We start from the raw sequence: 14,916 nt of genomic DNA on the forward strand, positions 1-14,916 counted from the left end.
AAGGTAAGCAAATACCCCTTACCGTAGTTATAGACGCGCCTCCGCCGCACTTTCCGAGCCACCCCCTCCTCGTGCATATAACCAAAGACATATGCCATTTTTAGCCAACGCCACCTTGACGGTTCATCACTACCGCTCGTTCAATCGGTATCAGAGAAGGTCCCGGTCGACTCCGGCCCTACGGCTCCCTACCCCCACTTTTCCCTCGCATGAACGCAAACAGTACATCCTCTACTTTTGTCGCTCATAAGCCCGCCCACCCGCTTCAAGCGCCCTTCGCAATCAGCCCCCTGCCCCCCTCCAACAAGAGGCCGCCTCCCGAGCCCACTCACCAGCAGGGACGAACAAGACAGAGCCCCGCCAGTCGAAGTAAAATTTTAGTCGCGGCCCAGTACGCCAATCAAGACTTCCTGCAGGGCATCGCTCGTTTCGCCAAGGAACACAACTGGCACCTTATTACGGACATGCTGCACACCGGAGTGCTTCCCAAGCGATGGGATGGCGACGGGATTCTCGCCTTCGTTCCTTACCAATCCGATCAGCCCTCCTTCGCGAACGGCACCAAGGTGCCGAACGTGACCGTCAGCCTGGCCGACGATTGCCGCTCAATACCAAGAATTGAGCCTAACCACTTCGAAATCGGAAAACTCGCAGCAAAGCACCTAATCGAAGTAGGCTGCCAGAACTTCTTGTGGGCGCCCTTTATCGACGACCCTCAAAACCAAGAGCGTTTCGCAGGCTTTCGTTCAGCGCTCAAAGCCTTCGGATACCCCTGCGGCCAACTCCCTCCTCCCCACGCTAAATCATTCCAACCATGGCAAGAGAACTGGACAGAGTGGCGCCAGTCCGTACTAGAACTGCTTTCCAAGCCCCAAGACCGCATCGGCCTTTTCTCGTTCAATGACTGCCTTTCCGGGGAACTATTAACCATCGCCGACGAGATCGGACTATGCGTTCCAGACCAAATCGCCATCCTCGGGGCAGGAAACGAAACGGTCGAATGCGAGGCGTCCCACGTCAGTCTCTCGAGCGTCGACCCGAACATGGAAGACATGGCGTACCAAGCGGCCGCCCTGCTTTCCGATCTCATGGACGGCAAACGTTGCGAGACCGAATGCATCAGAATCGCTCCCAGGAAGGTGGAAGCAAGAACCAGCACTGAGGTATCTTCTCGAAACAATCCCCGTATCCATCGGGCCATGACATTCATTGCGGAAAATTATTCCGACCCTAACTTAGGCGTCAACCCCGTCTCCGACGCCCTGGGGATTTCTCGACGACAGCTCGAACGCGACTTCCGGGCGGAAAAAGGAAAAACCATTCGCGAGCACATCGAAGAGACGCGCATGAGGGCAGCTACCCGATTGCTCGTCGAGCGACGGGACGACACAGTAGAGGACATCGCCCGGCGCGTGGGCATTTCTTCGCCAGGAAGTTTCTTCAGGACTTTCCGCAAACGTTACGGCCTCACCCCCTCGGAGTTTCGCAGCGGAGCTTAGAAAAGCCGCTCAATCACCCCTCACCGGCCCCGAGGGACGACGTCTGCTCAAGCCGAGCCTTGAGCTCCCGCCGAAGCTCCGACTCGCTCCCCTCGTTGGGAACCAAGCGCAGCGCCACGTTCCAAACCTCACGCGCCTCCTCAAGCTTCCTGTTGCGGAAAAGCACATCTCCGTAAACGATCAAGATGCCCGGCCGGTCGCCGGCCGCACTGAGCAAGGCTCGCAAAGCGAGCTCCGCCTCTTGGAACCGACCCGCCTGAACCGCCACTTGCGCCCTCGCGCCAAGGGCATCCATCCTTCGAGGGCGAAGGGCCAAAGACTTTTCGAAGCGTTCCAAAGCCTCGTCCACCTTCCTGCTCTTCACCGCCTCCAGCCCCAGCTCGTAGTGAGCGTCGGACAGAAGCTCGATCGCCTCATCGTAAAACGGCGCGACCTGATGTGACTGCTGCAGAAACGGAAGCGCTTCTCCAAAACGCCCCGCTTCCATGAGCACTAAAGCCGCTCTCACCATGGCCTCCGCATCCATCGGCGCCAGTTGGCGAAGCATTCGCAAGCTCTCGTTCGCTTGATCGATCTTGCCCTTCTTCATTCCCAATCGAGCGCGAGCGAAATGCAGCTCAAGGGAATAAGGGTCCGATTCGATGCCCCGCTCAAGCACTGACAACGCCTCCTCGTAGGCCCCTTGCTCGACCAGCAGTCTTGACCATTCAAGATTCAATTCTCCGCTGGCGCCAAAACGCTCCGCAGCCGCACGAGCGGTTCGCTCCGCCTCTTCCTTGTTCCCACGAAGGCTCAGGGACTTCACCAATAAAGGATAAAAGACATCCGCCGCGCCCCCCTTGGCCAAACCTTCGCGAAGCTCCTCTTCCGCCTTTTCGTAGTATCCAAACCCCATATACATCACTGCCCGATAGCGAGAGTATCGTGGGTTTTCGGGATCCAAGGCCTCCATTCGTTCGAGATAAGGCAGGGCTTCCTCAAAGCGATTTAAAGTAAAGTAGTCGAGAAAGAGGAAATCCAAGCGCTGCACATCGTATATCGCATCTATCACTTCCTGGAACCAAGGGTCATTCTCCGGAACGCCTGCGGAATACTCGATCGCTTCAGAGGCTTCGTAGGCACGTTTTTCATCGCCAAGCCGAGCGTAAACCTGGGACAGCAAGGCCAGAGCGCTGCTATTGACCGCGTCAAATTCGAGAACGGATTCCAGCTCCTTCACCATTTGCTCGATTTCCCCTCTCCGCTCGAAAACGCGGGCCAAGCCAACATAGGCAGAGGCCAGCTCCCGATCAATCGACTTAGCCTGCTGGAAAAGCTCCGCTGCCGTATCGAGACTCCCTTCCTTGAACCTGGCCTCGCCCAGCTGCGCCAACGCCAAGCCATACCCATCGTAGGCTGCGACGGAGGTCTCGAGATAGGACATCGCTCCCTCCGAATCCCCTTTTTCCTTCACCAGCTGAGCAGCCAAGTAATTCAAGCGAGCGCGTTCCAAATCGTCCTCGGCAGAAGCGATCAACCAATCGTAGAGGCACTTCGCCTCCCTATCGTATTCGTTGGCATGATACAAGTTCGCAACCGTTCGCAGCCTTGTACGATCTGGGTTCGCCGTGTTCAGCGATTCCAGGAGAGCGCTTAAACGCTCTCCGAGAGCCGACTCCCGAGAGAGCTCCTCCGGCAACTCCAAAAGCGATCCCAAGTCGTTCAGTTCCGCCAAGCTATCATCCTTCACCTCGGACATCGCTAAGGCGCCGAAGCACGCAAAGACAAAGGCCGATAAACCCCATCCAATCCGCGTCATCTCAGTCTCCTTCGCGAGCTTGATCGCGATCCCAATAAGTCACGCGGCTTTTCTTGTCGAAAGGCGGGTAATACATAAACGCTCCGGTCACTAGTTCCACCTCGCCGTCCTCATCCATGTCAGCTCCGTCCACGGAAATTAAATGAGTCGGCTCGCGAGCTAAAACAAGCCTTTCAAAGGCCATCGCTTCCTCCTGCCGATAGCAGACCACAGACACCGCTTCCGGTAAAGTCCAGTCGTTGAATCCGCTCACCACCACGATGTCCCGCTTTCCATCTCCATCATAATCGACGACCAAAGGGCTAATGGCCCCAGGCAAGTCGGCAATACGCCGGTATTCAAAGTTTCCCAAACCATCGTTACGAAGCCATTGCACACCGTGCCATGAGCGAGGGCCTGGCGTCGAGTAGTCCAGTCCATCTCCATTCGTATAGACAATGTCGATACTGCCGTCGTCGTCGACATCCGCTAGACAAATGCCGCTGCTGCCAAAGTTCTTGTTTAAAGATCCGTAAGCCACTCGACCTTGAAACCCGCCGCCACCGTCGTTCTCAAAAACATGTATTTCCTCCCAGTCCTGGGAAACCAGCGCCACGATGTCCAAGTCGCCGTCGCCATCCACATCGCAAACGGGAGCATGGATGGTACCAGATAGGTCAAGCAAGGTGTGGCTCGCGTATTCGCCGTTTCCGAGATCCTCCATCCAGCGAATTTCGCCGTCGTAAAACCCGAACATTCCAACCACTAGATCCAGCCTCCCATCCTCGTTCAGGTCCGCTGCGGTCACATAAGTCACCCGAGGAACGTTTTCTAAGAGAACGCGTTGCTCGAAATGTCCCTCCCCTTTGTTTTCCAATAGGAGGACCGATCCGATTCTTCCGTTATTCGGCACAACGATCCCCATACAAGCGACCAAGACGTCGAGCAGGCCGTCTCCGTTCAGGTCAACCGTTTCCGTAAATACCGGCCCAGGAGCCATGCTTGCGATTACGGTCTCCTCGAACCCGCCATGCTCAACCTGTCGCATCCAACTGACCTGATTCAGACGGCCCTCGCAGACCAAAACGTCCATCAAGCCATCCTGGTCGAGATCGGCGATATTCACGTTGCTCACCCATGGCTCGCCCACGGCTGCCGCCCCGATACTACGACTCGCAATCGGACGAGCGGGCAGGGCCAAAGCGTTTCCGACGAAGAACATCCCCGCGACCGCCCACGAAGCCATCCATATCAATTCTGTAATTGTTTTTCTCATACAACTGAGGCATCCCCAAAAAAACGCCCCTGAACGAATCCAGGGGCGAAGCATTAACTAAGATACTTACTATGGCTAGAACTTGAAGGTATTCGTTAAGAATATCTGCTGTGGAGCCTTGATGCGGTAGGCCGCTGGCGTACCATCAGGCTGCACCGTGATCGGGACGAGCTCGTCGCCTACTCCCACGTTTGAGATGTTCATCTGAATTCTCCAATCGACCCTGTCGTTGAAGATCGGCTTGCCGTAACCCACCCATAGGTCGAAGTCCATCTGGTAGTCATCCTTGTAAGGCGTATCCAAATCGTAGGCGAGGAACTCTCTACCTGTAAATTCAGACACCTCGTAGTATGGCTTGTAGGCCAAGGTGGACGCCGACTGGTAACGGGCGCTACCACCGACGCTCAAGCCCTTGAACTTGCCGTCGCCGAAGTCGTAATTGGTGACGAAGTTCACGTGCCAGAGACGGTTCTCCGGTACCACAGTCCCTTCTTCAGCGAGACGGGCCTTGATATCGCCGTCGGCATAGCCGTTCCAGTTGTCACGAGCATTGGCAGTACTGCCGGAACCCCAGATGCGAAGGTCGCCCATCGCGGTGGTATTCATGCGATCGTTGAAATCGAGCAGGTACTCGATCATGGTCATTTCACCACCTGGAGCCAAAGTCTTACCGAGGTTGTCTCGGTAGGACTTGATCTTGGAGGCGTTCATAGTCATGCGCCAGTTGTCGGTGATCTGGGCATGCAACTCGAGCTCGTAGCCTTCCGCCTTGATGTCATCGGTGAAGCGGAACGGGAGACCTGCTTCCGTGAAGTCGCTTCCGTCCCATGCGAAGCTCCAAGCTTCCGCCATCATCTGTGGCAGAGGAGCCATTTCTTCGAGCCACTGGTCATAGGCGGCAATAACCGCCGTTTCCAAAGCCTCGGCTTCAGCAACCGTTTGGCCATTGAGAGGCTGGTAGTCGAAACTCCACCTTGGGTTTGGCTCTTCGTCGGTCGGAACCGGCAGGTCACTGATCGTGCCGTCACCGTAAGTAGGACCGTTGTTAGGCTGGCTGCGGTACTGGTAGTTGTTTTTGAACTGGTGGTAAGCTTGGGCGTAGATGCCGATGTTGTTGCCGTAGAGCCAGAAGGCTAGACCTGTACCAACATTGTTCTTCACGTCAGATTCGAACTGGTTCAGACGAAGCGAATACTTGCCGTCCTTGGTCGCAACCATGAGCCCGATGTCTTCCGTATTACCTTCAGGCAACGGCAATGGCTGGCCCCAGTAGTCCACGAAAACCTGACCGGTCTGGAAGTTGTTAGACTTGTTGTAGGACAGGCTCACGTTAACTGGAAGGTTGTCCATCAACCCACCGATGAACGGGAGATCGTTCGTGTGAGCAACCAATCCCCAGCTCTTGGACTCTTCCTTGAAGGGGCCGGTTTCGTTGACCGTGTAAGGAATTTCCGTCGGGTACTCCGTGGAGTCGTCCGTGTTCCAAGTAGTGCGGACCTGGCCTACTTCGTCGTTGCGAATACCTGCCGTGGCTACGAGCGAACCGTCCCAGAGCTTACCCTGCCATACGATGGCAGTCGCTTCGTTGTAACGGTCGTCCCATTCGCGGCTCTCGGTGAGGAAATCGCGATTGCGAGGGTCGGCATCGGTCATGAGCTGAACGTCACGCGTAACCCAGCCAACGTAGTTCGCGGGATTTTCGGACTGCGTGGACTCGATGGGGCCGTCCGCGGTGCCGGCAGTGACCTGGTTGTACCAGATGGCACCGGGATCTACATAGGCCGGATTAGCAGAACCATCTTCTAGCAGAGGGTTAATAGGCTTATTCCAAGTAGAGTCGAAGTAACGCAGGGTCATGGTATCCGAAAACTGAGGAGCTACCATCGGGGGACGGATCCCGAGGTCCTGACCCAGCGACGCGCCTTGGAGGTTCGGACCGATGTATACGTTTTGCATCGGGACGAAATCTGCCCAGAAGCGGCCGTTGTTAGCCTTGATATCTTCGAACTGCCCGAGGCCGTAGTAGTCGCCGATGAAGGTGCTGCTGCGCCATCTTTGGCTGGTGCGAAGATAGTCGTCCTTGGACGCCATGCCGGTGACAGTGTGCTTACCAAGCAGACGCGTAATCCAGTTGTTGTCTCCCTTATCGAAGTCGTGGGAAACGAAGGCAGTCGCGCGCCAGCTTTCACGATCGGTTACGGATTCGCCCTTGGCATTGCCAAGACGTACAAAAGGACGTCCAGCGCCTGGATTGACAGTGCCATCGGTGTACCAGCCGGTTTCAGGCGTATTGGTACCGTCAGCAAAACGGCTGTTTACATCGATGTGGATCGTATCGGAAACTGGATTGTAACCACCTGAGAGGTAGCTTTCCTTGTGATATCCGATATCGAAGCCCATGGTGTCGCCAAAGAACGTCTGGCTAAGGGAGAGATCGAGAGAATCGAAGTTCTGCCACTCCCGCTTGATGTCGCCATCTATCAGGTAGTTGTAGAAATCGAAGATCGCTGGATCCGTGATGAACTTGTCCTTGGTCAGGCTGGCGAATGGCAAGCCTTTGTACTGAGCATAGTCGCGGTAGCCAGGCAAACCGTGCGGGTTCCCGTCGGCCAAGCCAAAAATGTTACCGTCGCGTCCGCCTTCCAAATCGATAACGCCGGTCTCTTCGTCCGCCGCATCTGGAGAGAGGCCGAGATAGGCAACCGCGTTGGGAGCCAGCCCGAGAACGGGCTGAGACTCGCCTGGCAGGTAGGAGAAAATCGAGCCACCGAAATAGCCCGCGTATCCCGTACCATTGGTCGCATTGCCGATCCATTCCACGTAGTTCGGATTCGGGTTAGCCGGAGTCTCCCCATCTTGGTTGGCTGCCGCTCCACGACCTGGAATTTGCCAGTGGTTGTCGTTGCCCCAAGCCACGTCGTAGAGTTCATTGTTCAGCTCGGTGAACCATGGAGAGATGCGGTCGCGCGGTGGCAAGTTGCGCGGACGGTTGCTTTCGCCATCTCCCATTTCGTAGTTCGCCCTCAAGATCGTGCGAGCATTGTCGGAGGTAAGGAAGCTTGGCTCGTAGCGAAACGCGAAATACTGCCGCTGGATGTCGTCAAAGGCAGGATCTTGCTTGAACTTGGAGTTGTTGTCCACCGCAGCAAAGCGAACCGCTAGCTGATCTTCGATGAGCACGCGATTGATGTCAACCGACGCGCGAACACTGCCAAACTCGTCGACGCGGATAGCGACTTCACCGGCATCCTGCCAGCTCGCTTGCTTCATGCGGGTATTGATCACGCCCCCCGGGCTTCCTTGTCCAAAGAGGATCGCGTTCGGACCGCGCTGGATGTCGACGCCGTCCACGTTGTATCCATCCCATGGGATACTGGAGAGGTACAGGTCGCGAGTGTTGTCCGCTCCTACCAAGCCACGAACGCGGTTGGTCGACTGCGGATTCAAAGCCGCGTTGGAGTCAGGATTGGTCCCTCCTCCCGATCCGGAGTAGTTTCCATATACACCGCCAACTTCAGTACCCAAAGTGTACTTCAGAAGCGTGCTGTTGTCCGTAGCGCCAACATCGTCCAAGAATTGTTCGTTGTAGACGGATAGGGAGGTACCCAAGTCCTTCAAGTCAGTCTTCAAGCGGTTACCCGCTAGAGTGGCTTGGGTTGAGTAACCGCTATTCGCGTCGCCGGAGATTTCGAAGGGAGACAAGGTGAAAACCTCCTCATCGGATACGTCTGGCTCCGATTGGGAGTAGCCAATCGTAGGCAGCAACACAGAAGCGATGATCGCCCCCGTGTATCTATTTTTTCCAGGTGGTATTTTTATCATAATCAGGTAACAATTTTGTTAGCTTGTAGTTAATCTCTCCCTACAACCCGACAAACGACAGCCAACGCGAACGACGGTAGACGAAACTACCTGAAGCAAACGATTTGGGGTAACATCGCGTTTAGATTCCTGTGATGAAAAAATCTAATTTCGGGTGCAACGAGAGCTTACAGTCTACCAACAAGACAGAGCTCCGGTCTACGGGCATTTTGCGACATTGATACACACATTTGCGACCTACTCAAAGCATCTATAACCAAGGCTATAGAAACCTCTATAACCATTGTCCATTTGCCCATGGCGTGCCTTTTCCCAGCATCCAAACCGCAGCACCTAAGCCCCACTCCCAACCCCAAAATATATAATAGAAAATAGTTCAATTATATAATCCCAAATCTACCATCTATTCAATGACCCCCCAAATAATTCGCCTGTCGCTGCACCTCCCTCTCGCCCTTTTCGTCTCAGCACTCCAGCTGCACTCGCAGGCGCTAACGCAAACCGAATTCTCGCCCTCCCCCCCCTCAAACACCGGCAAGCTATTTGAACCCGTACCACCCGAGGAGAGCGGACTCCAAGTCGACAACCAATACGACGATCCACTCATGTGGACCCAACGCTACCGTGAGTTCATGGGTGGAGGGATGGGATCCGGAGTCTGCGCCGCAGACTTCGATCAAGACGGTAAGGTCGATCTTTACGTCAGCACCAAAACCAAACCGGGCAGGCTATTCCGCAATGTCGGAAACTGGCGATTCGAAGACGTCACCGACGATGCAGGGCTCTCCGAGAGTTCCTCCGTGTTGGGCTGGCTCTCCAGCGCCATCTCCGACGACGAGGCAATATGGCGCCAAGGAGCAGTGTTTGCCGACGTTGACAACGATGGCTGGCTCGACCTCTACGTCTGCCGCAACCGAGCCCCTAACCTGCTGTACATCAATCAAGGTGACGGAACCTTCGAGGAGGAAGGCGAGAAACGAGGGCTCGGCATTACGGACGGTAGCGTCGTGGGCTCCTTCGTGGACTACGATCGGGACGGCTGGCTAGACGTGCTAGTGCTCACCAACCAAGTCGACGGTACCGAATCGCAGGGCCGCCAGGATCGCCTCTTTCGCAACACCGGGGAAGGCTACTTCGTGGAGACTACAAAAGAAGCAGGAATTCAAGGGTCGACCTTCGGGCACGCCGCCACTTGGTTCGACTTCGACGAAGACCGCTGGCCTGACCTCTACATCGCCAACGATTTTTCGGGCAACGATTACCTGTATCGAAACAATCAAGACGGAACGTTCTCAAACGTATTGCACGAAGTCGCCCCCAGCGCGCCCTACTCCTCCATGGGAGCCGATACGACCGATATCAATAACGACGGCCACATCGACCTACTCGTCGCCGACATGGCCACCACCTCCCGCGAGAAAGATCGACGCGGCTTGGCCGCCTCCCGAAACGATGTACTGACAACCGGTACCACGGAGGGGATTGCCCCCCAATACACACGCAACAGCCTTCTCCTCAACACAGGACTCGGAGTCTTCGGAGAAGTAGCCTGCTGGGCCGGGATCGAAGCTACAGACTGGACTTGGTCCGTACGCTTCGAGGATTTCGACCAGGACGGCTGGGCAGACCTGCATGTCACCAACGGGATGGTTCGCGAGGCGAACAATAGCGATTTGCTCGCCCGCATGATGCGCGCCCTCTCCGACATGCAACGGATCGCCGTGATGAAGCGATCGCCGCCCCTCGACGAATCAAACCTCGCTTATCGAAACCTCTCCGGAAACGGTTTCTCCGAAGTCACCGAGGACTGGGGGCTTACGGATATCGGCGTCACCTTCGGGGCAGCCACCGCCGACTTAGACAACGACGGCGACCTCGACCTCGTCTACCTAGACTACAACGGTGGCCTCAAGGTCTTTCGCAACAACGTCGAAAAGCATCGAAGCATCAAAATACAACTACAAGGAACCCAGTCGAACTCCCACGGAATCGGCGCGGTCGTCCGCATCGAGTCTCCCTCTGCCGGACTGCAATCACGCACTCTCACCGTGGCTCGAGGTTACGCATCCAGCAGCGAACCTGTCGCCCATTTCGGAGTCGGTAACGACGCTTTCATCGAAAAGCTAATCGTCGAATGGCCATCGGGGAAGCAGCAAGTCTTCAACAATCTCGCAACCAACAGCGCCTATAAAATAGTAGAAGCCCAATCTCCCGAAAGCGTATCCAAACCGGAATCACAAAGCCTGTTCTCAAAGGGCAATACAGCGCTAGGCCTGTCCTTTCACGACAAATCAGAGCTAGCTCTCGCCGACAAAGAGCAGGCCTTCCTCCCTTTCAGAACAGACCGGGCTGGCCCCTCCCTCGTCGTCGCCGACTTCAACGGAGACAAGGTAGATGATGTGCTCTACGGAGCGACGACCGGATCCAAACATAAGCTGCTCACTTGGAAGAACGCTTCGTTCCAACCTCAAACCATTCCCTCGCTCGCCCAAGTCGAAACTGAAAACGGACCAATCCTAGCCTTCGATGCCGACATGGATGGCGATCGAGACCTCCTCGTCACACAAGCGAGCGCGAACGCAAGCAAGTGGCCGGACCACTTCCGCGTGTCCTTGCTGCTCAACGATGGAGCGGGAAATTTCACGCCCGATACCGACTTCCCCAAGCTCAGCGTGAACGCCGGAGCCGCAGTTGGAGCCGATGTCGATTCCGACGGCGACCTCGACCTGTTCATAGGCGGACGCTCAATCCCCGGACGGTATCCAGAAACTCCAGACAGTTTTCTCCTCATCAACGATAACGGCACCTTCGTAAACAAAACCAAACAACTCGCGCCCGAGCTGGCCAAGCCCGGTCTCGTCAAGAGCGCCCTCTTCCGCGACGTCGACCGCGATGGGCGCCCCGACCTGATCGTAGCCCTCGAGTGGGACTACGTTCGCTACTATAAAAACCAAGGAGGTGGCCAATTCGCCGACTACACCGAATCCGTGGGATTCGAAAGCGGCGGAAAGGGCTGGTGGAACGCGCTCGCCAGCGCCGATTTCAACGGCGACGGATCGCTCGACTTCGCTGTCGGCAACCTCGGACTAAACACCACCTACCACGCCTCGCCGCAAGCCCCTGCCACTTTATTCTACGGAGATTTCGCCCGCAATGGGACACGCCTGATCGCCGAAGCCGTCTACGACAACGGGGTCCTCTACCCCGTTCGCTCCCGCGTGGACATAGGGGCCAAACTCCCCCATGTCCTCCGGACCTTTCCCAAGAACGACGATTTCGCCAAAGCGAACATGGCTGAAGTCTACGGACAAGCCCAGCTCGATTCCGCGCAGCGACTTGAAGCGAGCAACTTCGAGTCTGGCATTTTCCTGAGCCAAGCTGACGGTAGCTACGCATTCACGCCCTTCTCCGCAGCAGCGCAGACTAGCCCCATCATCGGAATGGCGGCCGCAGACCTCGACGGAGACGGCAATAGCGACATCGCAGCAACTCAGAACACCGACATTGCCATCCCGCGTTTCCATGGAGACATGGGCCTATTCTTGGCTGGAACCGGAGAGGGAACCTTCACTTCGACACCACCCACAAAGTCAGGACTCCTGCTTCCTAAAAACGGTAGAGCGATCGCCGTTTTCGATGCAAACGCAGACTCGAAGCCTGACTTGCTGGCGATGCAACATGGCGCAAACAATGCCTACCTGTCTAATGAAACTGAATACGCTGACCAGTGGCTCTCCGTTGAGGTTCGGGGCCCTCGGACGAACATAGACGCAATCGGAGCCCAACTGGAATTTCAATTCCCCGACGGATCCACCCGCTACCACGAAATAGGCCTCGGAGGGGGTTGGCACACTCAAGGTTCACACACCCTTTACCTTGCCAACCCTGATGCTTCCCAGTCGCCCACCCTCATTGTGCGATGGCCAGACGGCACCCAAAGCTCCCACGAGGACGCCCCTTCCGCTGGCGTTTGGCGCGTCGAAGCGATCGACCGTTAGCCCCTAAAATTCTGCGACCGAACGACACCATGAACCCCACCCCATTATGGCATAAGGGAGCCGCCGCCGCTGTCATCCTCCTCACGCTCTTTTTTGCTCTTAAAACGGACTACCGATCCCTGACCTGGGCGGAGACACTGACCAGCCAAGGAAGCCCCGCGCCCCAGCTAGACAGCGACTCTCCTACCGGCTACGAGCTCGGACAAAGGCATTTCTTGGCAACGCGAAATCACGGCACCACCTACCGCTGGATCGCCTACACACAAGAACTAGTCGAGAATGGCCCATTCAGCTCCACGCTCTACCTGAGCGATGCCGCTCCCACCGGCCGCGTTCAACAGCTTCCCAAACTGTACGCGGGATGGCTAGCGGCGATAGCCGGAGGCATCAGCCTGACCACCGGACACCCACTCCCGATAGCGATAGAGAAAGCCGCCCTGTGGGAGCCGATCCTTTCCCATGCCATCGCGCTCGCTTTCGTCGCAGGCTTCATCGCCCGCCGTTTCAACATCGCTAAGGCGGCAGCGACTACTGCCTTCCTGGCCCTCTTTCCCTTCTTCTCCGCCCAATTCGTTCCAGGTTCCATCGACGCGGACAGGTGGGCGCTCCTACTGGCCAGTGCCGCCATAGCCATCAGCGTACCGAATCCAAATAGGGAATACAAACTCCCCGCTTCGACAGCCGTGCTCGCAGCCCTAGCCCTTGCCGTCTCTCCCACCTTCGGCTTCATTTCAGTCCTCGCCATCGCAGCGATAGCTGCTCTCACGATCTACAGCCAGGGCACAAGCTCCCAATCGCTCTTCAAGTGGTCTTCACTCGGGGCCGGAATCACCGCAATGGCTTGGTTCATCGACCAAAACCCTGTCGCTCTCGAAACAAGCGAACTACGATACAACCACCCCCTGTACGCGATCGCATGGCTCGGGATCGGACTGACCCTCGACGGAAGCTTGTCCATCATCGACGGTAAAAACAGTCGTTCATCCACCCTTTGGAAACTCGGATGCGGCATCCCCCTGCTCGGCTCCCTTTTTTACTATCAAATCGCTTACAAGCACTTGGGATGGCTGTACGCTACCCCTGGCTCCCTCCGCCCCTCGGACCTGGACGCACCCCTTGTGTTCAAGAATTCATTTGCCTGGCTGAACGGCGCGGGCCCTCTGGAGATTGTATTCATCCTTTTGCTACCTGCGACAACGATCGCAGCCCTCGGGGTAAGTTCCTTCGTTCGCTTCAAGCAAGGCGCACCCGAATTCAAGACAACTCTCAGCATACTGTGCGTCTACGTCTCGACGGCTATCCTGGCTGTATTCAAAATACGCTGGGGTATCGCCCTCTCACTCATATCGCTTCCTCTTCTCTGGCAACTCGTCCAGAGGCAGACGCTCGACTCCGGCCGATACACCTGGACCGCAGTGGGCGTGATGCTATTCAGCCTCTTCGCCTGGAACAAGAGCCTTCCCGACCCCCTGCGCCGTCCCTCCGGTGACACTCCCCTGCGCCCCGCCGACCTTCAGGCACTAGTGCAAAGACACCTTTCGCATTGGCTCGCTACCCATAATCCCAGCCGGGAGGTACACGCCCTCGCCTCTCCCGCCCAATCCGATTCTCTCATCTTTCACGGAAACCTCACTGCCTTGCTATCAACTGCGTGGGAGTCATACCCCGGTCAGGTTGCAGCCTCTCGTATTCTAAGCGCCCCTGAGAACACCGAAGTACAAGCAGTACTCGAGAGCCGCGAGATCACTCACATCCTGCTTCCATCCTGGGACGAAGTGCTGCCCCAGCTCGTACAGGAGGCCCAAAGTCCTGGCCAAAATACTTTCTTCGAAAGACTGCAAACCTGGGTCCTCCCCCTCTACCTGCGAGCAATTCCCTATCACCTTCCTGCCGTTGCGGGATTCGAATCCGAGAAACTAGCCGTATTCGAAATTTGCCCACAGCAAGACGAGGCCTTATCCATGAGTCGACTCACGGAATACTTCGTAGAGATGAGACGCATGGAACCGGCGGGTCTCGCCGCCCAAACGATCGAAGAAGCCTACCCGCAAGACCCAAACGTCTCGGCCGCGCTTTCAATTTTCTACAAGCACTCGAAAGACACCCTCAACTCCCGCAGGCATAGCGAAAAACTGTCCGAGTCCATAAAATCTGGATACATCCCCTTCGACTGGGACCGAAGGGTTGTTCAAGCCATCGCGCTTGCCCTCAACAACAAGCGACAACTGGCACGGGCGGAACTCGAAGCATCTCTGGAATCCATGAACGAAGACTCACTCTATCAACTAACCCCCCTGCAGACATACCAGCTTCTGAGCCTTTCCAAAACTTTTAGCATGAGCATTCCAGCCGAATTGCTGGAGATCGCCCTAAAACGCTGTTCAGAATACCTCTAAAGTTCACTCACTCCTAACAATCAATGCCACGGGCGAAAAGCCCGACCCCCATACCCCAGAGAGCCGGGCCAATGCTACCGTATGCACTATACATGAAACCATGAACAGAGACATAAAAAGAAACACTTCCCTGTCCCACCGGCACGAT

At 56.2% G+C, this 14,916-nt stretch carries 6 protein-coding genes; 3 read left to right on the forward strand and 3 right to left on the reverse strand.

The window, feature by feature from the left end:
- Positions 1-209: 209 nt before the first annotated feature.
- Positions 210-1,499: a helix-turn-helix domain-containing protein gene (locus tag IEN85_RS02465; protein ID WP_191615490.1), complete on the forward strand. Its 1,290-nt coding sequence runs from the start codon at positions 210-212 to the stop codon at positions 1,497-1,499.
- Positions 1,500-1,512: 13 nt separating this feature from the next.
- Here the strand turns inward: IEN85_RS02465 and IEN85_RS02470 are convergent, their stop codons facing one another.
- From IEN85_RS02470 to IEN85_RS02480, 3 genes are all read right to left on the reverse strand, one after another.
- The gene (locus IEN85_RS02470; protein ID WP_191615491.1) at positions 1,513-3,237 is read right to left on the reverse strand and encodes a tetratricopeptide repeat protein; all 1,725 of its coding nucleotides are present in this window, start codon (positions 3,235-3,237) and stop codon (positions 1,513-1,515) included.
- A gap of 61 nt (positions 3,238-3,298) precedes the next feature.
- Positions 3,299-4,552: an FG-GAP repeat domain-containing protein gene (locus tag IEN85_RS02475; protein ID WP_191615492.1), complete on the reverse strand. Its 1,254-nt coding sequence runs from the start codon at positions 4,550-4,552 to the stop codon at positions 3,299-3,301.
- 75 nt (positions 4,553-4,627) lie between these two features.
- Positions 4,628-8,374: a TonB-dependent receptor plug domain-containing protein gene (locus tag IEN85_RS02480; RefSeq protein WP_191615493.1), complete on the reverse strand. Its 3,747-nt coding sequence runs from the start codon at positions 8,372-8,374 to the stop codon at positions 4,628-4,630.
- A gap of 410 nt (positions 8,375-8,784) precedes the next feature.
- Between IEN85_RS02480 and IEN85_RS02485 the strand changes: the two genes are divergently transcribed.
- Both IEN85_RS02485 and IEN85_RS02490 read left to right on the forward strand, forming a co-directional pair.
- Positions 8,785-12,372: a CRTAC1 family protein gene (locus IEN85_RS02485; RefSeq protein ID WP_191615494.1), complete on the forward strand. Its 3,588-nt coding sequence runs from the start codon at positions 8,785-8,787 to the stop codon at positions 12,370-12,372.
- 29 nt (positions 12,373-12,401) lie between these two features.
- Positions 12,402-14,768 (forward strand): hypothetical protein, encoded by a 2,367-nt coding sequence (locus IEN85_RS02490; RefSeq protein WP_191615495.1) that lies wholly within the window; start codon positions 12,402-12,404, stop codon positions 14,766-14,768.
- Positions 14,769-14,916: the final 148 nt, after the last annotated feature.

It is taken from the genome of Pelagicoccus enzymogenes, from assembly GCF_014803405.1.
Classification (GTDB): domain Bacteria; phylum Verrucomicrobiota; class Verrucomicrobiia; order Opitutales; family Opitutaceae; genus Pelagicoccus; species Pelagicoccus enzymogenes.

What these genes read in the sequence shown, in the direction of transcription:
- IEN85_RS02465 (WP_191615490.1), top strand. Translation starts at nt 210, where the DNA reads ATGAACGCAAACAGTACATCCTCTACTTTTGTCGCTCATAAGCCCGCC.
- IEN85_RS02470 (WP_191615491.1), bottom strand. Translation starts at nt 3,237, where the DNA reads ATGTCCGAGGTGAAGGATGATAGCTTGGCGGAACTGAACGACTTGGGA.
- IEN85_RS02475 (WP_191615492.1), bottom strand. Translation starts at nt 4,552, where the DNA reads ATGAGAAAAACAATTACAGAATTGATATGGATGGCTTCGTGGGCGGTC.
- IEN85_RS02480 (WP_191615493.1), bottom strand. Translation starts at nt 8,374, where the DNA reads ATGATAAAAATACCACCTGGAAAAAATAGATACACGGGGGCGATCATC.
- IEN85_RS02485 (WP_191615494.1), top strand. Translation starts at nt 8,785, where the DNA reads ATGACCCCCCAAATAATTCGCCTGTCGCTGCACCTCCCTCTCGCCCTT.
- IEN85_RS02490 (WP_191615495.1), top strand. Translation starts at nt 12,402, where the DNA reads ATGAACCCCACCCCATTATGGCATAAGGGAGCCGCCGCCGCTGTCATC.